This is a genomic window from Thioalbus denitrificans (assembly GCF_003337735.1).
GTDB classification, from domain to species: Bacteria; Pseudomonadota; Gammaproteobacteria; order DSM-26407; family DSM-26407; genus Thioalbus; species Thioalbus denitrificans.
This window is the reverse complement of the sequence record NZ_QPJY01000003.1, coordinates 213,448-234,937: the sequence shown is the minus strand read 5'-3', so window position 1 is coordinate 234,937 and position 21,490 is coordinate 213,448. Positions and strand designations below refer to the sequence as shown.

Annotated in this window: 26 protein-coding genes; 13 read left to right on the top strand and 13 right to left on the bottom strand. The window is 71.1% G+C overall.

The features are described from left to right. Positions 1-57: 57 nt before the first annotated feature. On the bottom strand, positions 58-261 hold the full coding sequence (locus DFQ59_RS09415; protein ID WP_114279438.1) for a cold-shock protein: 204 nt from the start codon (positions 259-261) through the stop codon (positions 58-60). A gap of 290 nt (positions 262-551) precedes the next feature. Between DFQ59_RS09415 and thiD the strand changes: the two genes are divergently transcribed. Continuing rightward, positions 552-1,361: a bifunctional hydroxymethylpyrimidine kinase/phosphomethylpyrimidine kinase gene (gene thiD / locus DFQ59_RS09410; protein WP_114279437.1), complete on the top strand. Its 810-nt coding sequence runs from the start codon at positions 552-554 to the stop codon at positions 1,359-1,361. 248 nt (positions 1,362-1,609) lie between these two features. Here thiD and DFQ59_RS09405 read toward each other — a convergent pair whose 3' ends face one another. Continuing rightward, a complete protein-coding gene (locus DFQ59_RS09405) occupies positions 1,610-2,314 on the bottom strand; it encodes a ParA family protein (protein WP_170142107.1) in 705 nt (234 codons plus the stop codon). 138 nt (positions 2,315-2,452) lie between these two features. On the opposite strand from DFQ59_RS09405, the gene DFQ59_RS09400 reads away from it, so the two are divergent. Further along, entirely contained in the window at positions 2,453-3,484 is a 1,032-nt protein-coding gene (locus tag DFQ59_RS09400) for an alpha/beta fold hydrolase (RefSeq protein ID WP_245937239.1), read from the top strand. Between the two features lie 16 nt (positions 3,485-3,500). Here the strand turns inward: DFQ59_RS09400 and DFQ59_RS09395 are convergent, their stop codons facing one another. Continuing rightward, complete coding sequence (locus DFQ59_RS09395) at positions 3,501-3,923, bottom strand: hypothetical protein (protein ID WP_114279435.1); 423 nt, start codon at positions 3,921-3,923, stop codon at positions 3,501-3,503. Positions 3,924-4,635: 712 nt separating this feature from the next. On the opposite strand from DFQ59_RS09395, the gene DFQ59_RS09390 reads away from it, so the two are divergent. The 4 genes from DFQ59_RS09390 (at position 4,636) to DFQ59_RS09375 (ending at position 8,556) form a co-directional block, all read left to right on the top strand. Next, positions 4,636-5,709, top strand: coding sequence for a lipoyl protein ligase domain-containing protein (locus DFQ59_RS09390; protein WP_114279434.1), 1,074 nt, complete (start codon positions 4,636-4,638; stop codon positions 5,707-5,709). A 104-nt stretch (positions 5,710-5,813) separates the two neighbouring features. Continuing rightward, entirely contained in the window at positions 5,814-6,155 is a 342-nt protein-coding gene (locus tag DFQ59_RS09385; protein WP_114279433.1) for a hypothetical protein, read from the top strand. Between the two features lie 344 nt (positions 6,156-6,499). Then, positions 6,500-7,306 (top strand): ATP-grasp domain-containing protein, encoded by an 807-nt coding sequence (locus DFQ59_RS09380; RefSeq protein ID WP_114279432.1) that lies wholly within the window; start codon positions 6,500-6,502, stop codon positions 7,304-7,306. A 5-nt stretch (positions 7,307-7,311) separates the two neighbouring features. Next, positions 7,312-8,556 carry an SLC13 family permease gene (locus DFQ59_RS09375; protein WP_211314856.1) on the top strand — a complete coding sequence of 415 codons (1,245 nt, stop codon included), beginning with the start codon at positions 7,312-7,314 and terminating at the stop codon, positions 8,554-8,556. Positions 8,557-8,623: 67 nt separating this feature from the next. Here the strand turns inward: DFQ59_RS09375 and DFQ59_RS09370 are convergent, their stop codons facing one another. After that, positions 8,624-8,827 (bottom strand): cold-shock protein, encoded by a 204-nt coding sequence (locus tag DFQ59_RS09370; RefSeq protein ID WP_114279431.1) that lies wholly within the window; start codon positions 8,825-8,827, stop codon positions 8,624-8,626. 299 nt (positions 8,828-9,126) lie between these two features. Between DFQ59_RS09370 and DFQ59_RS09365 the strand changes: the two genes are divergently transcribed. Continuing rightward, positions 9,127-9,336, top strand: a complete 210-nt coding sequence (locus DFQ59_RS09365; RefSeq protein WP_114279430.1) for a hypothetical protein — start codon at positions 9,127-9,129, stop codon at positions 9,334-9,336. A gap of 1 nt (position 9,337) precedes the next feature. Next, the gene (locus DFQ59_RS09360; RefSeq protein ID WP_114279429.1) at positions 9,338-9,787 is read left to right on the top strand and encodes a CBS domain-containing protein; all 450 of its coding nucleotides are present in this window, start codon (positions 9,338-9,340) and stop codon (positions 9,785-9,787) included. A gap of 30 nt (positions 9,788-9,817) precedes the next feature. On the opposite strand, the gene rtcA is transcribed toward DFQ59_RS09360, so the two are convergent. Both rtcA and DFQ59_RS09350 read right to left on the bottom strand, forming a co-directional pair. Next, a complete protein-coding gene (rtcA, locus tag DFQ59_RS09355) occupies positions 9,818-10,867 on the bottom strand; it encodes an RNA 3'-terminal phosphate cyclase (protein ID WP_245937238.1) in 1,050 nt (349 codons plus the stop codon). 7 nt (positions 10,868-10,874) lie between these two features. Beyond that, positions 10,875-11,420, bottom strand: coding sequence for a THUMP domain-containing protein (locus DFQ59_RS09350; protein WP_114279428.1), 546 nt, complete (start codon positions 11,418-11,420; stop codon positions 10,875-10,877). A 166-nt stretch (positions 11,421-11,586) separates the two neighbouring features. On the opposite strand from DFQ59_RS09350, the gene DFQ59_RS09345 reads away from it, so the two are divergent. Genes DFQ59_RS09345 through DFQ59_RS09335 form a run of 3 tightly spaced genes read left to right on the top strand, consistent with a single transcriptional unit; the run spans position 11,587 to position 13,832 of the window. Beyond that, the gene (locus DFQ59_RS09345) at positions 11,587-11,892 is read left to right on the top strand and encodes a hypothetical protein (RefSeq protein WP_114279427.1); all 306 of its coding nucleotides are present in this window, start codon (positions 11,587-11,589) and stop codon (positions 11,890-11,892) included. A gap of 8 nt (positions 11,893-11,900) precedes the next feature. Beyond that, positions 11,901-12,362 (top strand): NUDIX domain-containing protein, encoded by a 462-nt coding sequence (locus DFQ59_RS09340; protein WP_114279426.1) that lies wholly within the window; start codon positions 11,901-11,903, stop codon positions 12,360-12,362. Between the two features lie 12 nt (positions 12,363-12,374). Beyond that, positions 12,375-13,832, top strand: a complete 1,458-nt coding sequence (locus tag DFQ59_RS09335; RefSeq protein ID WP_114279425.1) for a formylglycine-generating enzyme family protein — start codon at positions 12,375-12,377, stop codon at positions 13,830-13,832. Between the two features lie 255 nt (positions 13,833-14,087). Here DFQ59_RS09335 and DFQ59_RS09330 read toward each other — a convergent pair whose 3' ends face one another. The 6 genes from DFQ59_RS09330 to DFQ59_RS09305 form a co-directional block, all read right to left on the bottom strand. Next, a complete protein-coding gene (locus tag DFQ59_RS09330; RefSeq protein ID WP_114279552.1) occupies positions 14,088-14,786 on the bottom strand; it encodes an SDR family oxidoreductase in 699 nt (232 codons plus the stop codon). Positions 14,787-15,085: 299 nt separating this feature from the next. Continuing rightward, on the bottom strand, positions 15,086-16,156 hold the full coding sequence (locus DFQ59_RS09325; protein ID WP_114279424.1) for a PA0069 family radical SAM protein: 1,071 nt from the start codon (positions 16,154-16,156) through the stop codon (positions 15,086-15,088). Positions 16,157-16,178: 22 nt separating this feature from the next. Then, positions 16,179-16,529: an FKBP-type peptidyl-prolyl cis-trans isomerase gene (locus tag DFQ59_RS09320; RefSeq protein ID WP_114279551.1), complete on the bottom strand. Its 351-nt coding sequence runs from the start codon at positions 16,527-16,529 to the stop codon at positions 16,179-16,181. Positions 16,530-16,580: 51 nt separating this feature from the next. After that, positions 16,581-17,792, bottom strand: coding sequence for a methyltransferase domain-containing protein (locus DFQ59_RS09315; RefSeq protein ID WP_114279423.1), 1,212 nt, complete (start codon positions 17,790-17,792; stop codon positions 16,581-16,583). Positions 17,793-17,878: 86 nt separating this feature from the next. Then, positions 17,879-18,532, bottom strand: coding sequence for a 2OG-Fe(II) oxygenase (locus DFQ59_RS20510; protein WP_114279422.1), 654 nt, complete (start codon positions 18,530-18,532; stop codon positions 17,879-17,881). A gap of 90 nt (positions 18,533-18,622) precedes the next feature. Then, complete coding sequence (locus tag DFQ59_RS09305; protein ID WP_114279550.1) at positions 18,623-20,221, bottom strand: gamma-glutamyltransferase family protein; 1,599 nt, start codon at positions 20,219-20,221, stop codon at positions 18,623-18,625. A gap of 301 nt (positions 20,222-20,522) precedes the next feature. Here DFQ59_RS09305 and DFQ59_RS19825 point away from each other — a divergent pair, with 301 nt between their 5' ends. Both DFQ59_RS19825 and DFQ59_RS09295 read left to right on the top strand, forming a co-directional pair. After that, the gene (locus DFQ59_RS19825) at positions 20,523-20,804 is read left to right on the top strand and encodes a hypothetical protein (protein ID WP_170142106.1); all 282 of its coding nucleotides are present in this window, start codon (positions 20,523-20,525) and stop codon (positions 20,802-20,804) included. After that, a complete protein-coding gene (locus tag DFQ59_RS09295; RefSeq protein WP_114279420.1) occupies positions 20,801-21,334 on the top strand; it encodes a gamma carbonic anhydrase family protein in 534 nt (177 codons plus the stop codon). The genes DFQ59_RS19825 and DFQ59_RS09295 overlap by 4 nt, the downstream gene beginning before the upstream one ends. Before the next feature lie 21 nt (positions 21,335-21,355). Here DFQ59_RS09295 and DFQ59_RS20505 read toward each other — a convergent pair whose 3' ends face one another. Beyond that, a complete protein-coding gene (locus tag DFQ59_RS20505; protein WP_281268241.1) occupies positions 21,356-21,478 on the bottom strand; it encodes a hypothetical protein in 123 nt (40 codons plus the stop codon). Positions 21,479-21,490 lie beyond the last annotated feature (12 nt).

The window sequence follows — 21,490 nt, the reverse complement described above, 5'->3', positions numbered from 1 at the left end:
GCAAACGCGAACCCCGCCGTCAAGGCGGGGTTCGCGGGCTGGCAGCCATACTACATTTTATTGTGGGACAACGTTCGCCGCGGCGAGCCCCTTCGGACCCTGCTGGGTTTCGAAGGTGACGGCCTGGCCTTCGGCCAGCGACTTGAAGCCATTGCCCTTGATGGCGCTGTAATGCACGAACACATCGGCGCTGCCGTCATCCGGAGCGATGAACCCGAAGCCCTTGGAGTCGTTGAACCACTTTACCTTGCCTGTTGCCACGATACTTACCTCTGCTGCATACCGGGTTGAAGCGGAATTGCCATCCACGGCCTCGGCGCCGTGATTCCGGTCCGCCCCCGAAGGCGCCGGCAGGAATCACTTTCTCTCGACCGCAGTCACTGAGCCACTGATTAATCAGTGGTTCCCGTGCAGTATAGACACAGCTTTTCGAGGCTTCCACAGGCACGGCGCCCGCATCCGGCGGGCAGCCGCGAATCGCCGTCCTGTGTCATCATCACGGGAGAGGGGGCCGGCCGGCCGGCGCCGGACCCTGTGCGGGAGACCGGGTTATGCGGGGACGTGTGCTTATCGTGGCGGGTTCCGATTCGGGCGGGGGCGCCGGAATCCAGGCCGACATCAAGACGGTCACGGCGCTGGGCGGGTTCGCCGCCACGGCGGTGACGGCGCTCACCGCCCAGGACACGACCGCTGTCCACGACGTGTTCGGGGTGCCGCCCGCCTTCATCGCCCGCCAGATGGAGGTGGTGCTGGCCGATATCGGGGCCGACGCCATCAAGACCGGAATGCTGCACACGGCGGCGGTGATCGGGAGCGTGGCCGGGGTGCTGGAGAAATCCGCTCCGGACACGCCGCTGGTGGTGGACCCGGTGATGTTCGCCAAGGGCGGGGCGCGGCTGCTGGACCCCGCAGCGGAGCAGACCCTGCGGGAGCGGCTGCTGCCCCGGGCCACGGTGATCACGCCCAACGTCCCCGAGGCGGAGGTGCTGCTGGGGCGGACCATCGACACCCCGGAGGCGCTCGAGCCGGCGGCGCGGGCGTTGCTGGCCCTGGGTCCCCGCGGGGTGCTGCTGAAGGGGGGGCGGCTGGCGGGCGCCGTGGTCACCGACGTGCTCGCCACCACTGCGGGCGTCAGCCGCTACGACAGCCCGCGGATCGCGACCCGCAACGTGCACGGCACCGGCTGCACCCTGGCCTCGGCCGTGGCCGCCGGCCTGGCCCGGGGGCTGGCGCTGGAGGCGGCGGTGGCGCGGGCGCGGGCCTTCGTCCAGGCCGCCATCCGCACCGCGCCGGGCCTCGGCGCCGGCCACGGCCCCCTCAACCACGCCCTGCGCGAGGGGCCGGATGGAAGTTTTGAATAGACAGGATTGACGGGAACACGGAGGCAGGCCTGTTATCCGCAGATTACGCTGATTACGCGGATTATTATGTTCAGGTGTGATGGGCGTGAGCGGGCGGTGATTCCGGATACGCCGGAACTCCGGGTCGACTTTTCTGCTGCGGGGGCATCCTCACGGGTCCGGCGGCGTAACCAACCGCCGCGCCTTTACCGGAATCACGACCCATCGGCGTCATCTGCGCAATCTGTGGATAAACGAATCCTGACGGCTCAGCCGCGCTGGGCGCGGGGCTCCAGGTCGAGCTGGGACTGCGCCGGGCCTTCCAGCCACTCCACCAGGGGCCGCCACTGGGCGCGGTCGATGCGCACGGTGCGGGAGTCCATCTCGTGGACGCTGATGCCGGCGTCGGCGGCCCGGAGATAGTTCGGGGTTTCGCGCAGGCAGGCCACCAGGGGGATGTCCAGCTTCTCCGACAGCCGCTCCAGGGGGGCCAGGATGCCGGGGGTGTTGCTGCGCACGCGGTTGGCCACCAGGCCGATGGGCAGGTGGGGCGCACAGGTGCGCATCACGGTGGAGAGCTCCTCGATGAAGTTGGCGGTGGCGTGGGCGTCGATGGCCGAGGGCAGCACCGGCACCAGCACGGCGCTGGCGGAGCGCAGCAGCTCGGTGAGCTCCATGCGCTTCATGGAGGCGGGAGTGTCGAGGATGACGCGCCGCGTCTCCTGGGGCAATCGCATGAGGAACGAGCGCGTCACCGGGGCGGAGTTCTTTTGGCCCACGGCCACGCCGTGGATGCGCGGCAGGGAGGCGGCCCGCAGGCTCAGCCAGTGGCTGGCCGAACACTGGGGATCGTAGTCGAACAGTGCCGTGCCGATGCCGTTGCAGGCGAAATAACCGGCGAGATTCGAGGCAAGGGTGGTCTTACCGCAGCCTCCCTTGCTGTTGAGGACGACGTAGCGTCGGAGTTCGGACATTCGGTAACGATCCGGATAGCATTCTCTGGTTGCGTCAAGACCCATGCTCCGCTGTCCACGGGGCCACAGGCGTATTGTAACGCCCTTCGGGCGGGGCGTTGCGAGACCGCAATTAGCGGTTCTTCAAGGAGATAAACGTTGAACCGGCTGCGGGGCATTGTCAACAGCCAAGTGTGGGAAGTATGCCGCACGGGCCTCGTGGCGGCGCTCCTGCTGCTGGCGGCCGGATGCGCCGGGCGGCCGGTGGCGGATGCCGGACCGGGACCGCTGCCGGTGCGCCTGGAGAGCGGCACGGCAAGGATGGATGACGGCTTCCGGCTGCCCCTGCGTCGCTGGGCTCCGGCAGGCCGACCGCTGGCCGTGGTCCTCGCCCTGCACGGCTTCAACGATTACGGGAACGCCTTCGCCGGCGTGGGCGCCTACCTCGCGGCCCAGGGTATTCTCACCGTCGCCGTGGACCAGCGCGGTTTCGGGGCCGCCCCGGACCATGGCCGATGGGCCGGCGGCGGGCGGATGGTGGCGGATGCGGCCCGGCTGCTGCGGCTGCTGCGGGCGCGCCATCCCGGCACTCCCCTGTACCTGCTCGGGGAGAGCATGGGCGCGGCCGTGGCCCTGGAACTGCTCGGCGGGCCGGAGCCGCCGCGGGTGGAAGGGGCGATCCTGGTGGCGCCGGCGGTGTGGGGACGGGGTGCCACCACCCCGTTGCTGCGCCTGGTCCTGGAGCTGTCGGCGCGGGTCTGCCCCGGCTGCACGGCGACGGGCGAGGGGCTCGACATCCATGCCAGCGACAACCTGGAAATGCTGCGCGCCCTGGGCCGGGATCCGCTGGTGGTGAAAGCCACCCGGCTCGACACCCTGCGCGGCCTGGTGGAGCTCATGGACGGGGCGCTGGGGGCGGCGGACAGGGTCCGGGCGCCCCTGCTGGTGCAGTATGGCGCCCACGACCAGGTGATTCCGCGCCCGGCCCTGTGCCGCCTGCTCGCGCGCCTGCCCGCGCAGTCCCGGCGGGTGGCCTTCTATGCCCGCGGCTACCACATGCTCACCCGGGATCTCGAGGGTGAGCGGGTGCGGCGCGACCTGGCGGCCTGGATTCGCGACGGCGCCGCGCCGCTGCCCTCGGGGGAGGAGCGTTCGCCGGCGGCCTGGTGTCCCGCCCCGCCGCCAGAGTGACGGCCTTCGGGGGTGCTCAGTCGAGCTCGGGCAGGGGGGAGAGGAGGTACCACTCCTTGGCGTCCACATCCAGCTCCCAGTCGTGCTCGTAGACGATGCTGCGCACCCGCTGGGTGTATTCGTGGGTGTAGTCGATGCGGCTCTGGACGTGGGCCCGGTCCCCGGCGGGGGAGAATTGCACCCCGAGCAGGTCCACCGCGGTCACCCGTATCTCCCGCAGGCGATCGTAGTCCGGTTCCGGCGACACGGTTCCCCCCGGCCGGTGCAGGGCGTTGGCAAGCTGGAACTCGCCCCAGCGCACGGCGTTCTCGAAGGCCCGCAGGCGGGCCTCGAAGCGATCCTGGCTCTCTCTCTGCTGCATGCCGGCGCAGCCGGCCAGGAGCAGCATGAGCAGGCCCAGGGTGATCAGGGCATGGCTGGGGCGGGGCGTCGGTTTCATGGTCTCGGGTTCCTGCGTGGGCAATGCGCTGCCGGGGCGGAGCCGGTGTCGACGTGTCCGGCAGGCGGTGATGGTGCCGTCGGCCGGTGAACTGGTCACGAGAATGCCGTTTTCGCCGGAACGCTGCAAGCGACCCCGTCATGCCTGGCGGATTGGTTGATCCAACGCGAAGGTGCAAGCGGTGAACGGGTGGCCATGAAGCCCCGGGGGTTCCTTGCGCCGGACGCTTCCCCCCCGGCGCGTTTTCCCCCCTGCCCGGGCCGGCTACTGGCGTACCGATACGGCCTCCGCAGCGGGTGACTGCGGGCATGGCTGGTGAATTGCCGCGCCAGAGTGCGTGAAATGGCCCATCATGGCCGACAGGCCGTTATGTAACCGATTGATTGTCAACGAATGTCCTGTTGGCACAAAGAATGCTATCTATAGGGCAACCAACAGTGAAGGCGGGCGGACGGTCCGCGGGTTTCACCGGTTGGCCGACCTGTGGCGCGTCATGACGCCTCCCCCCGACCCCCTTGGCGTCGTGGTGGCGACACAGGCCACGGTAAAAGTAGCCTCGTTCAGAATGCCGGTCCGCCCCTCTCCCCGGGAGGCGGACCATTTTTTTGCCCGTAGCGGTCCCTCCCGCGCCACGCCCGCTGGCCGCCTCGGTTCACCCCGCCGCCCGGCTCCGCCATAATCCCGATTCCCGACCTTTCCGTGGAGATCGCCCATGCGGTTGCGCGTCATTGACTTCGGCAGTGTTCCGGCCCTCCGCTCCCAGGCGGTCTACCACGGGCTCGCGGAAGCTTTCCGGCCCGGCGACGGCCCGGTCCTCAGCCTGGTCAACCCCAGCGACCCCTACGTCTGCATCGGCCTGCACCAGGAGGTGGCCCTGGATGTGGACGAGGACTATTGCCGCGGCGCCGGGCTGCCGGTCATCCGCCGCCACGTGGGCGGCGGGGCGGTCTACCTCGATGCCGGGCAGATGTTTTTCCACTTCATCTATCCACCGGCGCAGGTCCCCGCCCGGGCGGTGGAGATCTACCCCCGCTTCATCGAACCGGTGGTGCGCACCTACCGGGCGCTGGGCGTGGAGGCCGCCTTCCGCCCGGTGAACGACATCCATGTCCACGGCCGCAAGATCGGCGGCACGGGCGCGGCGCGCATCGGGGCGGCGGCGGTGATGGTGGGCAGCTTCATGTTCGATTTCGACATCGAGACCATGGCCCGCTGCGTGCGCGTTCCCTCGGAGAAGTTCCGCGACAAGCTGCGCCTCACCCTGCGGGACTACATGACCACCCTGCGCCGCGAGCTGGACCAACCGCCGAGCCGTGCGCACCTCAAGACCCTGTTCCTGGAGCAGGTGGAGACGTGCCTCGGCGTCACGGCGGTGGAGGACCGTCCCACGGCGGCCGAGGAGGCCGCCATCCGCGCCGCCGAGACGGAGCTGGCCGACCCGGAGTGGACCCACCGGCTGGGCCGCCGGCGGGCCGCCATGGGGGTGAAGATCGCCGCCGGAACCCACCTGACCGAGGGGCTCCACAAGGCGCCGGGCGGACTGGTGCGGGTGATCCTGCGGGAGCGCGACGGGCGCATCGACGACCTGCTCATCGAGGGGGATTTCACCGCCCTGCCCGATGATGGCGTGGCGGCGCTGGCCCAGCGCCTGCGGGGCGTCGAGCTGACCGGGGCGGCGCTGCTCCCCGCCATCACGGGGGCGGTGGCGGAGATCGGCCTCGACCTGCCCGGCGTGGCGCCCGGGGACCTGGTCGCCGCGCTGCTCGGGGCGCTGCACCGGCCTTGACAGCGCCCGCCGGGCATCATCGCCCATCCCCCCGGGGAGATGAGTGCCACGGGGCCGGCCCTGTATACTGCGGTGAGAATCGGCCCAACCGAGGGAGGACCCCCATGCGCAATCCCCTGCTCCTGCTGCTTCTCTGCGCCGCGTTCCTGGCCGGCTGTACCCAGGAGGCGCAGAACAAGATCGGTCGCGGCATCCGCAACTGGACCGGCGACAATGGCGTGCTCGACGTCTACGCCGCCGACAAGCTGGTGCTGCGCCTGGTCAAGGTGGACAAGCTCAGCACCGCCTACGGGACCGAAGACAGCCAGCCCCGCCCCTACCGCTACGGCTACGGGGTGGTGGACGAGAACTTCAACCTCCAGGCGGACCCGGGCGAGAAGAAGATCTACTTCGAGGTGAGCGACTACTCCACCAGCTACGTCTTCTACGAGAACTACAAGGACTGAGGCCGACCGCCTGGCACCGGTTGCCGGAAGCCGGTTGCCCGTCACCCTGAGTGCGTGAATGCGTGAATGCGTGAATGCGTGAATGCGTGAGTGCGTGAGTGCGTGAGTGCGTGAGTGCGTTAGTGCGTTAGTGCGTTAGTGCGTGAGTGCGGTTGCGCGGGCCCGCTGTTTCCGGGGACGCTCTTGGCGGAACACGGAACACGGAACACGGAACACGGAACACGGAACACGGAACACGGAACACGGAACACGGAACACCCTTCCCCGCCATAAATTTCCCTTGCCAATCACCCCGGCGCGAATAGAATAGCCGCGCCCTCAACCACCCATGGTCGTATCGTCGTATGCGGCTGGTCTCGTTCAATCCCTATCGCAGCCTCGATATCCCGGGGATCACCTACATCAAGCCCGAGGAGGTGTTCCGCCACCGGGACATCCTGCGGGAGGCCGACTGGGTGCTGTTTCCGGAGTACTGGCAGGTCAACGCCCTGGTCTACGGCCTGAAGCGGCGCATCTTCCCCAGCCTGGCCAGCTACCACCTCGGCCATGACAAGGTGGAGATGACCCGGGCCCTGTGGTCGGTCTGTCCCGACCATCTCCCCCATACCGTGATCCGGGCCGCCACCGAGGCGAACGTGGAACAGGTGCTGGAGGAGTTCTCCTTTCCCTTCGTGGCCAAGGAGCCGCGCAACTCCATGGGCCGCGGCGTGCACCTGATCGAGGATCGGCGCGGCTTCCTCGACTACGCCGCCCGGAACGAGGTGCTGTACGTGCAGGAGTACCTGCCCCTGGAGCGGGACCTGCGGGTGGTGGTGGTGGGCGAGCGGGCGGTGGCCGCCTACTGGCGCATCGGGGCCGAGGGCGCTTTCCACAACAACGTGGCCCGGGGCGGCGGGGTGAGTTTCGACGGGGTGCCGCCCGAGGCCCTGGCGCTGGCCGAGCGGGTGGCCGCGGATCTCGGCATCGACCACGCCGGCTTCGACCTGGCGCTGGTGGACGGCCAGCTCTACTTCCTGGAGTTCAATGTCCTGTTCGGCAACCAGGCGCTGAATGGACGCGGCATCTCCCTGGGGCGGCACATCCTCGATTATCTGGAAGGCGCCGGCATCCCGCCGCTAGAGCCCGACCGGCACCTCCCCGTCGCCATCTGACACCCGTGTCCGACCTGCCCGTCCTTGTCCTCCTGGGGGTGCTCGCGCTCATCGTGGTCCGCCGGGCCGGTGCGCTGCGGGTCGCCATCTGGCAGGCCATGCTGGCGGGCGCGGCGATCGTGTTGCTGACCGGCGCCACCACGCCGGCCCGCGCCTGGGACGCCATCGACCGGGACGTGATGCTGTTCCTGTTCGGGATGTTCGTCGTGGGGGAGGCGTTGGTGGAGAGCGGCTACCTGTTCTTCGTCAGCTACCGCCTGCTGCGCCGGATCCGCAGCAGCGGAGGCCTGGTGCTGGCGGTCCTGGCCGGCTCGGGTTTCACCTCGGCGCTGCTGATGAACGACACCCTGGCCATCATCGGCACGCCGCTGATGCTGCTGCTGGCGCGCCAGCACGGCCTCCCGCCCCAGCTGCTGCTGCTGGCGCTGGCCTTCGGGGTCACCACCGGCAGCGTCGCCAGTCCCATCGGGAACCCGCAGAACCTGCTCATTGCGCTCAGCGGCGGGCTGTCCAGTCCGTTCCTGGAATTTCTCGGCGGGTTGCTGCTGCCGACCCTCATCAGCCTGGTGCTGGCCTGGTGCGTGCTGCGTGTCGTCTATCGGCGCCATTTCCATCCCGCCCCCCTGTGCCATGCCGCCGTCGGGATCTCCGATCCGGCCCTGGCCCGACTGGCGCGGCTGGCCCTGGGGCTGGTCCTGGCGGGGGTGGCCGCACGCATCGCAGCGGCGCTGTGGTGGCCGGGGCTGACCTTCCGCCTGACCTGGATTGCCCTGGCCGGCGCCCTGCCACTGCTGCTGTTCAGTCCGCGCCGGGGCGTGCTGCTGCGGCGCCTGGACTGGCACACCCTGGTCTTCTTCGCAGCCCTGTTCGTGCTCATGGAGAGCGTGTGGCGGGCACCCCTGTTCCAGTCGCTGGTGGCGGCGGCGGGCGGGGGGCTCGATACCCTGCCCGTGGTCATGGGCGTCGGGGTGGGGCTGAGCCAGCTGGTCTCGAATGTTCCGCTGGTGGCCCTCTACCTGCCGGTCCTTGCCGACAGCGGCCCCCAGCTGCTGCTGGCGCTGGCCGCCGCCAGCACGCTGGCGGGAAATCTCCTGGTTCCGGGGGCGGCGAGCAACGTGATCATCATCCAGGCCGCGGAACGGCGTGACGGCACGAGCCTCGGATTCCTGGAGTTCGCCCGGGCCGGCATTCCCCTGACCCTGCTGCAACTGGGTATCTTCGGCTGGTTCCTGGGCCGCGGCGTCGCCTGAGGGCCGGGAACGGAAAAAGGAAACCCCGCCGGTGGCGGGGTTTCGGGGAGAACGGGGGAGTCTGTTTTCAGGAAGGGACGACGTTGGCCGCCTGCAGGCCCTTGGGGCCGCGCTGGATCTCGTAGGTCACCGACTGACCTTCCTTGAGGGTGCGGAAGCCGGAGCCCTGGATGGCCGAGTAGTGCACGAACACGTCCTCGCTGCCATCGTCAGGGGCGATGAAACCGAAGCCCTTGGAGTCGTTGAACCATTTGATCTTGCCAGTCGCCATGTGATTCACCTCACTCGAAATTCACGAAACGGAATTTGTGCCTGCATTCCGCGCCGGGCAGTCGCGCCGCGCGTAACACGGGCTGTGCTGCAAGTACTGGGATTTCAAGGAGGTTGCTGAATGAACTTCCGAGACAACCGGTACTGGAACTGCAGACATTCAAAAATAAACACCGTGGTTGGTAATACCACAAGCGGACTGATGTCTTGTTTACAGATTTTTACCATTCGGTCACGGTGGCCGACCGGGGTTGCAGGGACGATACTATCGAGTGAAGGGGCGCGCGTGGAGGCTGGCCGATGAACGCTGCCGGGAAAGGCGAACCCTGGGACGACCTGGCGGAGGATGCCCGGCTGCGGCTGCTGGAGGAGTACGGCCACTGGCTCGACGCACTGCCTCCCACCTGTTCCCTGGAGGAGAAGAACGCACGTTTTGCCGCCTGGCTCGCGGCCCGGGGTGTCGCCTGGACACCTCCGGCGCTGCGGCCCGGGAAAGCGGAGGGGCGCTGACATGTCCGTGGGAGAGATCTGCAGCCGCGAGGTGATCGTGGTGACCGGCGCCGCCGGCATCGGCGAGGCCGCCCGGCTGATGCGCCAGCATCACGTGGGCGACCTGGTGGTGGTGGAAGAGCATGAAGGGGGGCGCCGGCCGGTCGGCATCGTCACCGACCGGGACCTGGTGGTGGAGGTGCTGGCGCAGGAGGTGGCGCCCGCCGGCCTCACCGTCGCGGACATCATGAGCCGGGAGCTGGTGACCGCCCGCGAGGACGACGATCTGCTGGACACCCTCGCGGAGATGCGCGCGGCGGGAGTCAGGCGGGTGCCGGTGGTGGACGCCGGCGGTCTGCTGCTCGGCATCCTCACCGTGGACGACCTGCTGGACCTGCTGGCGGAGGGGATGGTGGAGTTGGTGCGGCTGGTGACCCGGGAGCAGCGCCGCGAGCGGCACGAGCGGCCCTGACCGCCCGGCCTGCCGGCAGGACCCCGGGGATCAGTCGCCCGCAAGGGTGATGCGCCAGTCGTCCGCGGCAATCTCCTCGCTACGGAAGCGCAGCGGCAGGAAGCGTTCGATCACCGCCATGTTGGTGAGCGTGTGCCGGGTCGGGCGCAGGGTGCGCAGGGCCCCGCCGCCGGCCAGCGCCAGGGGCAGGAGCAGCTGGTCCGCCAGGTGCTCGCCCACCGGCACGCCGGCCGCCAGGTACCGGCGCACCGCCCCGGCCACTCCGGCCGCCACCGTCTCCGCCGGCACTCCCCGTTCCCCGAAGCCGGTGAAGATCTCGGTGATCTCCCGGCTCTCCACCTCCACCACCACGGCATTGCCGGGTCCGCGGCCGGCGGTCACGGCCTCCACCCAGCCGGCCTCCGGCGGCGGATCGAGGCTCCGGGCCAGGACCGCCAGCTCGCGCTCGGCGATATGGTGGGGCAGGCGGGCGATCAGCACATGGGCGCGGATGCCCAGCAGCGGCCCGCGCTCCTCCAGCACCAGGGGGGAGAGGGCGGCGGCGGGTTCGATTTCCACCTCCAGGCAGCCACCCCCGGCGGGGTAGAAGCCCGGTCGCACCAGGCGCGCCGCGACCCGGGCGCCCATCCGGCGCAGCAGCGGCAGGTAGGCCCGCTCGAGGAAGGCGAAGCTCGGGGCGAGGGGGTTGTGGGTGCCGCCCTCCAGCACCAGGCGGCTGGAGCGCGGCGCGGTGGCCAGGGCCGGGAGCAGGGTCTGCAGCACCAGGGTGGTGCTGCCGGCGGTGCCGATGTCGAACCGGTACTCGCCGGGCCGCACCGGACCCGGCGTGAAGCGCAGCTCCATCGACCCGGGCTCCGCCCCCTCCACCCGGGCGTCGCTGAGCAGCGCCGCGGCCTTCACCGCTGCCAGGTGCTGGGGGCGCAGCCCCGGGCGGGCGCGGGCGGCGCGGATGCGGATCAGCCGGATGGCCCGGCCGCGGCACAGGGCGAGGGCGAGCGCGGTGCGCAGGATCTGGCCGCCCCCCTCGCCCTGGGAACCGTCGATGGTGAGGAACTCCTGCATGGGGCGGGTCTCGCGCACGCGGGCCTCAGTCGAGCCCCAGCAGCGGATGGCGTGCGATCGCCGCCCGGGACCACAGCGACAGCCCCGCCCGCTGTCCCACTGTCTCCACCGCCAGGATGGCGTCGGGATCGCTGAAGTCGATGCGGGCCGGCGCGCCCCGGGCCTCCAGGGCCTCGAGCAGGAAGTGATCGAGGAACTGCTCCTCGGCCTGGCTGGAGAGACGGCCGTGGAAGCCGCGCCGGTGCATGCGCACGTGGAAGCGGCTGTTGCCCAGGCGTTCGAGCCACGCCCCGGCGACCTCCCGGGCCTGTGCCTCGAAGCTCGCCGGGCTCTGGAAGCCGAAGGTCCGCTCCACCGGCACCACGCGGGCGAGCGCTGCGGCCAGGGCCGGCGCCGCGAGGGCGGCCGCCTCCACGGCGGGCAGCAGCTCCAGCGGGGCGTCGCAGCGCATCACCAGGACGTTGTAGAAGGGTGTGCGCGCCACCGTGCCCAGGGCGGCGAGCAGCGTCAGCGCGGCGCGGAAACCGCCTTCCCGCACGGTGATCACCGCATTCCAGTCGTGAACCTGCATTTGTCGCCCTCCTGAGCCTCAGTATAGGAAGCGCGGGTCCACACCGGGCGGTGCCATGGACCATACTTCACGGGGATGTATGGGTGGATCGCCATCCCGGGCGCGGGCCACGGAGGCAACGGCGCCGGGGCGGGCGAGAGCTGCAACCGGCGACGGAGGGCGGACCATGGCGGATGACACCGGGACCGGGCCGGACCAGGGCGTGGAGCCGCGCGAGGTCCTGGCGCTGGAAGTGGAGTGCTATGCCGGCTACCGGGGCGAGGAGAGTCCGGTGCGTTTCCGCCTGGGTGGGCGCTGGCTGGAGGTGGAGGAGATCATCGATCGCTGGCTGGCGCCGACCCACCGCTACTTCAAGTTGCGGGCGCGGGGCGGCGGGGTCTACATCCTGCGGCACGCCATGGATGAGCAGCGCTGGGAGCTGACCCTCTACGACAGCGACAGCCGTCCGGCGGAGCGTCTCTCTTCCAGTTGAGGCGGGGAATGGGGCCTGTTCACATCCTTTCCGCGGGCGTGGTGGTGGTGCGGAGGTGGCCGGACGGCTGGCGCTTCCTGCTGCTGCGCGCCTGGGGCAACTGGGACTTCCCCAAGGGCGAGGTGGAGGCGGGCGAAGTCCCGCTGGCCGCCGCCCGCCGGGAGGTGGCGGAGGAGACCGGGCTGACGGAGCTCGGGTTCCGCTGGGGAGAAGGGTGGTTCGAGACGGCCCCCTATGGCCGGGGAAAGGTGGCACGCTACTACCTGGCGGAAGCGCGCCAGGGCGAGGTGACCCTGCCGCTCAATCCCGGGCTGGGCCGCGCGGAGCACCACGAATACCGCTGGGTTGCCGGGGATGCCGCCGGGCAGTTGCTGCCGGCGCGGCTGCAGCCCGCCCTGGAGTGGGCGCGGGCCACCCTGCGGCGTGAGGGCGGGACCGAATCCACGCCCGTCCATGAACCTGATTCCTGAGGAGAGGCCTGCATGGATCAAGGGTATCGTTGTCCGCTGTTTGCACTGCTTCTGTTCCTGCACCCGCCGGCCCCGGCCTGGGCCACCGGAACGCAGCCCGCGGGCGGGGAGGGCGGCGACGCCGGGCCGGCGACCGAGATCTTCCACGTCCGCAATGGCATGGGGGGCTTCGAGGTGCCCGTGGCGCAGGTGGAGCGGGTGGAGACGGCCGGGGCGGAAGTCGTCCTGACGACGATTTGGGGCGAGCGCCTGACGGGGGTCCTGGACCCCGCCGTCCAGACCCGGCCCCGGGCGGGCGGGGAGGCGCGCGAGGTTCCCGTCGACCCGAACGGGCGGCCGCGGCATGACGCCGGGGGAGCGGCGCTCGCCGGCCCGGACCTGCTGGAGTTCCGCAACGGGGATCGCCTGCGGGTGCGGATCGTCGACGGGGACTACCTGATCAAGACCGCCCAGGGCATGCAGATGCTGCACCGGGACCAGTTGCGGACCCTGGGCCTGGCCGGCGGCAGCGAGACGGCGGAGGAGCGGGCGCAGGTGATGGCCCGGTTCAACACCCCGGGCGCCATGGCCCGGGGCGAGCTCATCAACGGCCGCATCGCCGCCCGCTCGGCCTACGGCCAGTCGCTGTCGCTGCCGGTCCATGCGGTGAACCGCGTGATGTTCGATGCCTTGCCCGCCGATCTCACCCCGGCGGAGTCGCGCGCGCTGCTGGAGGCGCCGTGGCGGCTGGCCGGCCGGACCTTCCACGACCGTCTGCCGGGGGGCGACAGCGGCCCCGAGCTGGTGGTGCTGCGGGGTGGGCGCTTCCTGCGCGGTGACCTGATGGGTGATGGCGACCTCGACGAGCAGCCGGTCAGCGACATCAGCCTCGAGCATCCCTTCGCCATCGGCCTGCACGAGGTCACCTTCGCCGACTACGACCGTTTCTGCACCGCCGCCGCCCGTCCCTGTCCCGGGGACAGCGGCTGGGGCCGGGGCGACCGGCCGGTGGTGAACGTCACCTGGGAGGATGCCCGGGCCTACACCGCCTGGCTCAGCGAACAGACCGGCAAGCGCTACCGGCTGCCCACCGACGCCGAATGGGAGTACGCCGCCCGGGGCGGGACCACCACCCGCTACTGGTGGGGCAGCGAGGCCGGCACCGCCCGGGCCAACTGCGCCGGCTGCGACGGGCTCTGGGACGGCGAGCGCAGCGCGCCGGTGGGCGAGTTTCCCCCCAACCCCTTCGGGCTCTACGACACCGCCGGCAACGTCTGGGAGTGGGTGGCCGACTGTTACCACGACACCTTCGCCAACGCGCCCGCCGACGGCGGCGCCCTGGACAAGCCGGGCTGCGGCAAGCGGGTCATCCGCGGCGGCGCCTGGAGCTTCCCGCCCCAGGAGATGCGCTCCGCCAACCGCTGGCGCGACTTCCCCAGCCGCCAGAGCGACGACACCGGCTTCCGCGTCCTGCGCGAGCTGGATTTCTAGGTTTAGTAGACAGGATTTACAGGATAGACAGGATTCAAGAAAAAAGCCGTTTAACCGCAGATTGCGTTGATTTGAAGGAAAATGAAAACACCTGCAGTCTTTGGGCAGCGGTGACGTCTTGTTGTGCCGCCACATGCCACGGCCCTGCGGTCACGACGAGACTTCAGGCACCCTCGACGGACGTAGTCCGGGGAGAAAAACCGTCTTCAAAAATCCTGTTCATCCTGTCAATCCTGTCTATTGATCAATCAACCCCTACCAGGGGATTTCGGTGCCGTCGTAGCGGAGGAAGCGGGCGTTCCAGGCGGGGGTGTAACTGGCCACCCGTTCGCGCATGGCGCGGACGCTGGTCTCGCAGTCGAGGCGGCCGTCGGGGCCGCCCATGCGGGTGCGGACCCAGCCGGGATGGAGCAGGAGCACGCCGATGCCGCGCGGCTCGAGCTCGTGGGCGAGGCCCTTCATGGCAGCGTTGAGCGCCGCCTTGCTGGAGCGGTAGGCGTAGTCTCCCGGCGCTGTGATGTCGTGGATGCTGCCCATGTGGCTGGTGACGGCCGCCACCAGCCGCCCATCGCCGCGGGCCAGGTGTTCCACGAAGGCCTCGGTGACCCGCACCGGGCCCAGGGTGTTGACGCGGAAGGTCTCCTCCCAGTGGTCGTAGCGGATGCGGCCGAGGCCGTCGGGTACGTACTTCTCGAAGTAGGCGCCGGCGTTGTTGACCAGGAGATCCAGCGGTTCTTCCGCCAGATCCCAGGCCAGGGCCCGGATCTCGTCGTCGCGGGTCACGTCCAGGCGGTGGGTGGTGAGGTTGTCGTGGGCGGCGGCGAGCGCCTGCAGTTCCCGGGACTCCAGCGGGTGGCGCGCGCTGGCGAACACGCGCCAGCCGGCCCCGGCGTACTGCCGGGCCCACTCCAGTCCCAGTCCGCGGCTGGCGCCGGTGATGAGCACGCTCGGCATCATGGCCTCCTCTCTTCTCCGGGCGGGTTGCGGGATATCCCGGCGGCAACAGCAAAGATGACCCGGGCTCCTCAGATTACACGGATTGCGCAGATTATGGATTCAGGTTCGAGACGCCTGAGTCGAATGGCGTGCCGGGTACCTTGGACAGGCTGATCCTGGTCCGGCTCCAAGTGCATGCTCAAGAGCCTCGTTGCGTACGCGAACAGCACGGCGTTTCCGGAACCAGGGCCAATCGGCGTAGTCCGCGGACAAAACCATCTTTTCACCAAGCCTGTAAATCCTGTCCGTTCAGCGGCTCAGAACAGCCCCAGCTGGCCGCCCGGGGAGGGCCGACGGAAAAGATCGCAGGCGAGCGGCTCAGGGTCGGTGTAGCCGAGGCGCCGGGCGGCGAGGCGGAAGCGCTGGCGGATGAGGTCGGCGAAGGGGCCGCTGCCGCGCATGCGGGTGCCGAAATCGGCGTCGTAGGCCTTGCCGCCGCGGCTGTCGCGGATACGGCTCAGCACGTGCTCCGCCTGCAGCGGCGCGTGGGTCCGCAGCCAGTCGTCGAACAGCTCCCGGGTCTCGTGGGGCAGGCGCAGCAGCACGTAGCCGGCATGGCGGGCGCCGGCCGCCCGGGCCGCGGCCAGCAGCCGCTCCAGCTCCGGGTCGGTCAGCACCGGGATCACCGGCGCCGCCAGCACGCTCACCGGCACCCCGGCGGCGGTGACCCGGCGGATGGTCTCCAGCCGCCGCGCCGGCGTGGCCGCGCGGGGCTCGAGGCGCCGGGCCAGCTCCGGGTCCAGGGTGGTGAGGGAGACCACCACCCGGGCCAGGTTCCGCTCCGCCAGTCCGGCCAGCAGGTCGAGGTCGCGCTCCACCAGCGCCGACTTGGTCACCACGAACAGGGGGTGGCGGGCCTCCGCCAGCACCTCCAGCACCCGCCGGGTGAGGCGCAGCTCCCGCTCCACCGGCTGGTAGGCGTCGGTGTTGGCGCCCAGCATCAGGGGCGCGGGGCGGTAACCGGGCGCGGCCAGCTCGGCGGCCAGCTGTTCGGGAGCGTCGGGCTTGTACAGCAGCCGGGTCTCGAATTCGAGCCCGGGGGAGTAGCCGAGCCAGGCGTGGGTGGGGCGGGCGTAGCAGTAGACGCAGCCGTGCTCGCAGCCACGGTAGGGGTTCACCGAGCGGTCGAAGGGCACGTCGGGCGAGTCGTTCCGGCTGATGACGGTGCGGCTGGTGTCCCGCTCCAGGGTGGTGGCGATCGGCCCCGGCGGCGCCTCCAGGCTGCCCCAGCCGTCGTCCACCGCCGCGCGCGCCTCGGCGGAGAAGCGGTTGTCCGGGTTGGTCAGGGCGCCGCGGCCGCGGACCGGACGGTGGGGAGGGGCGCTCATGGCGGCGGGCGGCGCGGCGGGCTCACTCGGAGATGTCGAGCAGCTCCACCTCGAACACCAGCGTGGCGTCGGGCGGAATCACGTTGCCGGCGCCGCGGGAGCCGTAGCCCAACTCCGGCGGCACGGTCAGGCGGCGGGTGCCGCCCACCCGCATGCCCGGCACCCCCTCGTCCCAGCCGCGGATGACGAACTCCACCCCCAGCGGGAAGCTGAAGGGCTCGCCGCGCTCGCGGCTGGAGTCGAAGCGGGTGCCGTCGGCCAGCCAGCCGGTGTAGTGGACGCGCACCGTCTGGCCGCGGCCGGTGGCCAGGGCGCCGGTGCCGGTCTCGAGATCCTCGATCACCAGTCCCGCGGGGGTGGTCTGATGGGTCATGGTCATCCTCCAGTCGTGCCCGGGGCGGATATCGCCCCTCCGGGTGCCGGATTATACGGCCTCCCCGGTCCGGCGGCCCCAGACGGCGAACAGGGGATCGGAGGCGCCCAGCCGGGCGCTGTACTTGTCATCCCCGGGCCGCGGGAGGCCGCGCAGGGACCAGGTCTCCAACTCCCCGAAACCGCCGGCGTCGCGGAACCAGGCCAGCACCAGGCCCATGCGCTCGAACTCGTGCAGCTGCGGCCAGAGCTGGATCGCCTTGCCCGGGAACCAGCGGTTGGAGAAGGTGACCAGGAAGGCGCCGCCCGGGCGCAGCACCCGGCGCACCTCCCGGAACAGCTCCCGCGGCCGCACCAGGTACTCCACCGAGAGGGCGCAGAGGACCGCGTCGAAACTCTCGTCGGCGAAGGGCAGCCGCGGGTCGGCGTTGAGATCGTGCACGAGGCGCTCGTCGAGGCGCGGGTTGGCCTCCAGCTCCTCCCGGTTCATGCCCAGCCCGGTCAGGCGCTCGAGCGCGAGGGTTCCGGGCAGGTGCGAGGTCCAGCTGCTCATGAGGTCCAGCACCCGCCCGCCGGGCCGGAGCATGCGCCCGTGGAAGGCGCTGAGGCGGGCCAGCGCGGTGTCGTCCAGGTGGTGCGCCAGGCGCGGGATGGCGTAGAAGCGCTCGTCGGGCTCCTCGTCCAGGCGCGCGAAGGGATCGTCGGACCGGAAGTCCACTTCCAGGTCCGGCTCCAGCGCCTGCATCCCCGGTCCGCCGCTGGCGGCTTCCAGCGCCCAGTCCCGCGCCAGTCCGCCGCGTTCCGGTCCGCCCCCATCGTGCCGGGCCACCAGCTCCCCGGCCAGGCGCAGGTCGCGCCCTGCCAGGGGGTGGTTGAGATCGAAGCGCAGCCGCTTCTCCTCCAGCGCCACGCAGCGGCAGGGCATGCGGTCCCCGCGGGAGTAGCCGGGGAGTCGCTGCAGGATGCCCACGGGATAGAAGCGCCCCAGGCGCGGCTCGATGGTCATGCCGCGGCGGAAGTGGCGATCGAACTGCTCCGGCGCCACGCTCACCACCCGGTCGCGGCTGCGGGGCGGCACCGGCTCCTCCTTCGGCAGGCGCGTTTCCAGGCGTGTGCCCGGCCCGGATTCCGCCAGTGCCTCGAGTCCCGGCGGCAGGTAGTCGCGCCAGAGGTTCAGGCTGTCGGTGCAGGTGATGTCGGTGTGGCGGGCCAGCCCGCTCTCCCAGCACAGCTCGAACACGGCGCTGGCGGTCTGTCGGCGCATGGGTCTTCCTCGTTCGGACAACCGCTCAGCCTCAAGGTAACCGCCTGCCGGACGTGAAAAAAGACGGCAATCGTGGGGGCAAGGCCTCAGTCCCGCAGGCGCAGCCAGCCGGTGAGGCTGAGCCGATCGCGGCGGGCGGGCAGCACCTCGTGGGGGAAACGCTCGCTCAGGAAGGCGGCCAGCGTGCCGCCCCGGGGTTCGATGTCCACCCGGCGGGTCGGGTCTTCCCCGTCGGTATAGAGGCGCAGCTCGCCGCCGTCGCCCGGCGCCCAGTCGCCATTCAGGTAGAGCACGCAGGTGACCAGCCGGTGGCGGGCGCCCTCGAAATTGTCCATGTGGCGGGCGTAGAAGCTGCCCGGGGGGTAGACGGCGAAAAAGCCCTCGAACTCGAACAGCCCCAGCCACAGGCTCTCGTTGAGCGCCAGGCGCAGCCGCTCGATGCGCTCCAGGTAGGGCCGCAGGGCCGGGGCGGGGGCGGCCGGGTCGATCCAGTGCACCCGGTCGCTGCGGATCTCCGGGCGCAGCCGGAGGTTCGCGCCGACGCCGATGCGGGCGTGGCGGAAGCCGCCCTCCTCCCACAGGGCCTGGCACTCGGCGGCCAGCGCCCCGGTCTCGGCGGGGGAGAGGAACGCCTCGGCCACGCACCAGCCCGGACCGGCGAGGGCGGCGGCGATGGGTCCGACAGGATCGGCGGTCCCGTCGCCGGCGGCGGGTTGGGACGGCAGCTGGGGATCAGGCATGGGTCACGCCCGGCGGCGCAGGTAAGGTGGTGCCTGTTTACCACGCCCCGGCGCTGCCGGGAAGCGATTTCCGTGTGCTCCCGGATGGACCTAGAAGGCGGCGACGCAGCCGTCGCTGCGGGGGTCGGCGGCACCCTCGATGAGGCCGCCGGGGTGGCGCACCAGGGCGCCGGCGTGGCCCATCATCTCGTCGAAGCCGGCCACCACCTCCACCGGGTGGCCGCGGCGGGCCAGCTCCTCCACCACCGCCGCCGGGAAGCGCCCCTCCAGCTTGAGGGTGTTGGAGTTGGAGCCCCAGGTGCGGCCGAGCAGCCAGCGGGGGGCGGTGATCGCCGCCTGCAGCTCCTGGCCGAAGTGGGCGTAGCGGGTGTAGACGGCCGCCTGGGTCTGGGGCTGGCCGTCGCCGCCCATGGTCCCGTAGACCATCACCCGGCCGTCGTCGAAGCGGGCCAGCGCCGGGTTGAGGGTGTGGAAGGGCTTGCGCCCGGGGCGCAGCTCGCGGGGGTGGTGGCGCTCGAGGTGGAAGCTGGCGCCGCGGTTCTGCCAGCACAGGCCGGTGGCGGGCAGCACCACGCCGCTGCCGAACTCGTGGTAGACGCTCTGGATGACGCTCACCGCCCGGCCCTCGGCGTCGATGGCGCCGAACCAGGTGGTGTCGCCGGTGTCGCCGGCGCCCTCCCAGGGCAGGGCCCGGTGCATGTCCACCAGGTTGGCCACCCGGTCGAGGTGGATCGGGTCGATCAGCTCCTCGGCCGGGGTGGCCATGTCCCGGGGGTCCCGCACGTGGCGGTCGCGCAGCCGGAAGGCCTGCTTGGTGGCCTCCACCAGCAGGTGCACGTAGTCGGCGCTCTCCGGGGCAAGGGAATCGGTGTGCTTGCGCTCGTAGAGGCCGAGGATGGCGAGCGAGGCCACGCCCTGGGTGGGGGGCGGCATGTTGTAGAGGGTGCCGAGCCGGCCCGGGAGCTCCAGCGGGGCGGTCAGCTCGGCGTGGTGGGCGGCCAGATCGGCGGCGCCCACCGGGCTGCCCACGGCCTCGAGGTCCGCGGCGATGGCCGCGGCCAGCTCGCCGCGGTAGAAGTCGTCCAGACCCGCCGCGGCGAGCCGCTCCAGGGTGGCGGCCAGGCGCGGCTGGCGCAGCAGGTCGCCGGCGGCGGGCACCACCCCGCCGGGCAGATAGGTCTCGGCAAAACCGGGCTGGGGCTCGAGCCCGGCGCGGAAGCGGGCCGTGTTGCGGGCCTGGCTGGCGGTGACGGGGATGCCGGTGCGGGCATGGTGGATGGCGTCGGCGAGCAGCCGCTCCAGCGGCAGGCTTCCGCCCCACTGCTCGCGGCTGAGGGTGTAGGCGGCGTCCCAGCCGGAGACGGTGCCGGCCACGGTGTTGGCGGCCAGCGGCCCGCGCACGGGGATGGCCTGGTGTCCGCGCTGGCGGTAGAAGTCGGGGGTGAGGGTCTGCGGGGTGCGGCCGCAGGCGTCGATGGCCTGCACCTCCCCGCCCGGGGCGGCCAGCAGCCAGAAGCTGTCGCCGCCGAGGCCGGTCATGTGGGGGTAGTGGACGGCCAGCGAGGCGGCCATGGCGATGGCGGCCTCCAGGGCATTGCCGCCCTCGCGCAGCACGTCGCGGCCGGCCTGGGCCGCGAGGGCGTGGGGGGCGACGGCCATGCCGCCGAGGGCGCGGGTGGTGTTCAGCATGAAATTTTCCTTGTTGTTGCCGTTCGGGTGGTTGAGTTCGCCGGCCATCTCCCCTGCCCGGCGCCGGTCCGCGGCGGAACGGTCGGGCCGGGTGGCGCGCGCTGCGCTGCAGCTCCAGTCTCCCGTGCGCCCCCGGCCAAGGCAAGGCGCGGATGGCCGAACTGTGGCATGTCCCGCACTGCCGGGGGCGGTTCCCCCCATGCAGGGCGGCCTTCGCCGGTCTATGATCCGTTGTACTGCGCCTCCAGGAGTGACGCAGTACACTAACTTCTCCAGTACGGCCAGGGACGGGTCCGGCAGCGTGTCAGAATCCGGCATCAGGCAACGGCTGCTCGGCCTGTTGATTCCCCTCGTGCTCGCCGCGGCGAGCTTCGGCGGGATGATCCTGGTCCACGAGTTCCTGGCCCCCGCGGCCGGCGATCCGGACCCCGATGCCCTGCCGGCCCCGGCCGCCGGTCCGGCGGCCGGGGCCGGGGCCGGGTCCGCCTGCGACCCGCTGCAGACCTGGGCGCCGGCCTGGCGCCTGTGCACCACCCTCGAGGGTTCGCCAGGGAGCCCCGACACCCCGCGGGAGACGCCATGAACATCCGCCCCTACCTCGATCGCCGGCCCCGCTTCGCCGCGGGGGTCTACGTGGACCCGCTGGCGCTGGTGATCGGCGATGTCAGCCTGGGGCGCGACAGCTCCGTGTGGCCGTTCACGGTCATCCGCGGCGACGTCAACCACGTCACCATCGGCGCGCGCACCAACATCCAGGACGGCTGCGTGCTGCACGTCAGCAGCCCCGGCGAGGACAATCCCGCCGGTCACCCCCTGGTGGTGGGCGACGGGGTCAGCGTCGGCCACAAGGCGGTGCTGCACGGCTGCACCATCGGCGACCACTGCCTCATCGGCATCGGCGCCCTGGTGCTGGACGGGGCGCGGGTGCCGGCGGAGACCCTCATCGGGGCCGGCGCCCTGGTGCCGCCCGGCAAGGAGCTGGAGAGCGGCTTTCTCTACGTGGGCAGTCCGGCGCGCCAGGCCCGGCCCCTGAACGACGCCGAGCGGGCCCTGCTGTGGCGCATTCCCGACCACTACGTGGCCCTGAAGGAGCGGCACGCGGCCGGCCTGTGACGGCAGCGCTGCCACGGCGGTTCAGTCGCCCAGGATCGCCGCCGCCGCCGGCGTCAGCGGGATGAGGTCCCAGGGGCCGAGCCCGGCCACCGACTCCAGCCCCATCGCCCGTCCCCCGCTCCCGTGTACCGTAGTCACAAGCATAGACAATGGGAT

Bases quoted from the DNA above. Each gene is read 5' to 3' on its own strand.
- thiD (WP_114279437.1), top strand. From the start codon at position 552: ATGCGGGGACGTGTGCTTATCGTGGCGGGTTCCGATTCGGGCGGGGGC.
- DFQ59_RS09405 (WP_170142107.1), bottom strand. From the start codon at position 2,314: ATGTCCGAACTCCGACGCTACGTCGTCCTCAACAGCAAGGGAGGCTGC.
- DFQ59_RS09395 (WP_114279435.1), bottom strand. From the start codon at position 3,923: ATGAAACCGACGCCCCGCCCCAGCCATGCCCTGATCACCCTGGGCCTG.
- DFQ59_RS09390 (WP_114279434.1), top strand. From the start codon at position 4,636: ATGCGGTTGCGCGTCATTGACTTCGGCAGTGTTCCGGCCCTCCGCTCC.
- DFQ59_RS09385 (WP_114279433.1), top strand. From the start codon at position 5,814: ATGCGCAATCCCCTGCTCCTGCTGCTTCTCTGCGCCGCGTTCCTGGCC.
- DFQ59_RS09380 (WP_114279432.1), top strand. From the start codon at position 6,500: ATGCGGCTGGTCTCGTTCAATCCCTATCGCAGCCTCGATATCCCGGGG.
- DFQ59_RS09370 (WP_114279431.1), bottom strand. From the start codon at position 8,827: ATGGCGACTGGCAAGATCAAATGGTTCAACGACTCCAAGGGCTTCGGT.
- DFQ59_RS09365 (WP_114279430.1), top strand. From the start codon at position 9,127: ATGAACGCTGCCGGGAAAGGCGAACCCTGGGACGACCTGGCGGAGGAT.
- DFQ59_RS09360 (WP_114279429.1), top strand. From the start codon at position 9,338: ATGTCCGTGGGAGAGATCTGCAGCCGCGAGGTGATCGTGGTGACCGGC.
- DFQ59_RS09350 (WP_114279428.1), bottom strand. From the start codon at position 11,420: ATGCAGGTTCACGACTGGAATGCGGTGATCACCGTGCGGGAAGGCGGT.
- DFQ59_RS09345 (WP_114279427.1), top strand. From the start codon at position 11,587: ATGGCGGATGACACCGGGACCGGGCCGGACCAGGGCGTGGAGCCGCGC.
- DFQ59_RS09340 (WP_114279426.1), top strand. From the start codon at position 11,901: ATGGGGCCTGTTCACATCCTTTCCGCGGGCGTGGTGGTGGTGCGGAGG.
- DFQ59_RS09335 (WP_114279425.1), top strand. From the start codon at position 12,375: ATGGATCAAGGGTATCGTTGTCCGCTGTTTGCACTGCTTCTGTTCCTG.
- DFQ59_RS09330 (WP_114279552.1), bottom strand. From the start codon at position 14,786: ATGCCGAGCGTGCTCATCACCGGCGCCAGCCGCGGACTGGGACTGGAG.
- DFQ59_RS09325 (WP_114279424.1), bottom strand. From the start codon at position 16,156: ATGAGCGCCCCTCCCCACCGTCCGGTCCGCGGCCGCGGCGCCCTGACC.
- DFQ59_RS09320 (WP_114279551.1), bottom strand. From the start codon at position 16,529: ATGACCCATCAGACCACCCCCGCGGGACTGGTGATCGAGGATCTCGAG.
- DFQ59_RS09315 (WP_114279423.1), bottom strand. From the start codon at position 17,792: ATGCGCCGACAGACCGCCAGCGCCGTGTTCGAGCTGTGCTGGGAGAGC.
- DFQ59_RS20510 (WP_114279422.1), bottom strand. From the start codon at position 18,532: ATGCCTGATCCCCAGCTGCCGTCCCAACCCGCCGCCGGCGACGGGACC.
- DFQ59_RS09305 (WP_114279550.1), bottom strand. From the start codon at position 20,221: ATGCTGAACACCACCCGCGCCCTCGGCGGCATGGCCGTCGCCCCCCAC.
- DFQ59_RS09295 (WP_114279420.1), top strand. From the start codon at position 20,801: ATGAACATCCGCCCCTACCTCGATCGCCGGCCCCGCTTCGCCGCGGGG.
- DFQ59_RS20505 (WP_281268241.1), bottom strand. From the start codon at position 21,478: ATGCTTGTGACTACGGTACACGGGAGCGGGGGACGGGCGATGGGGCTG.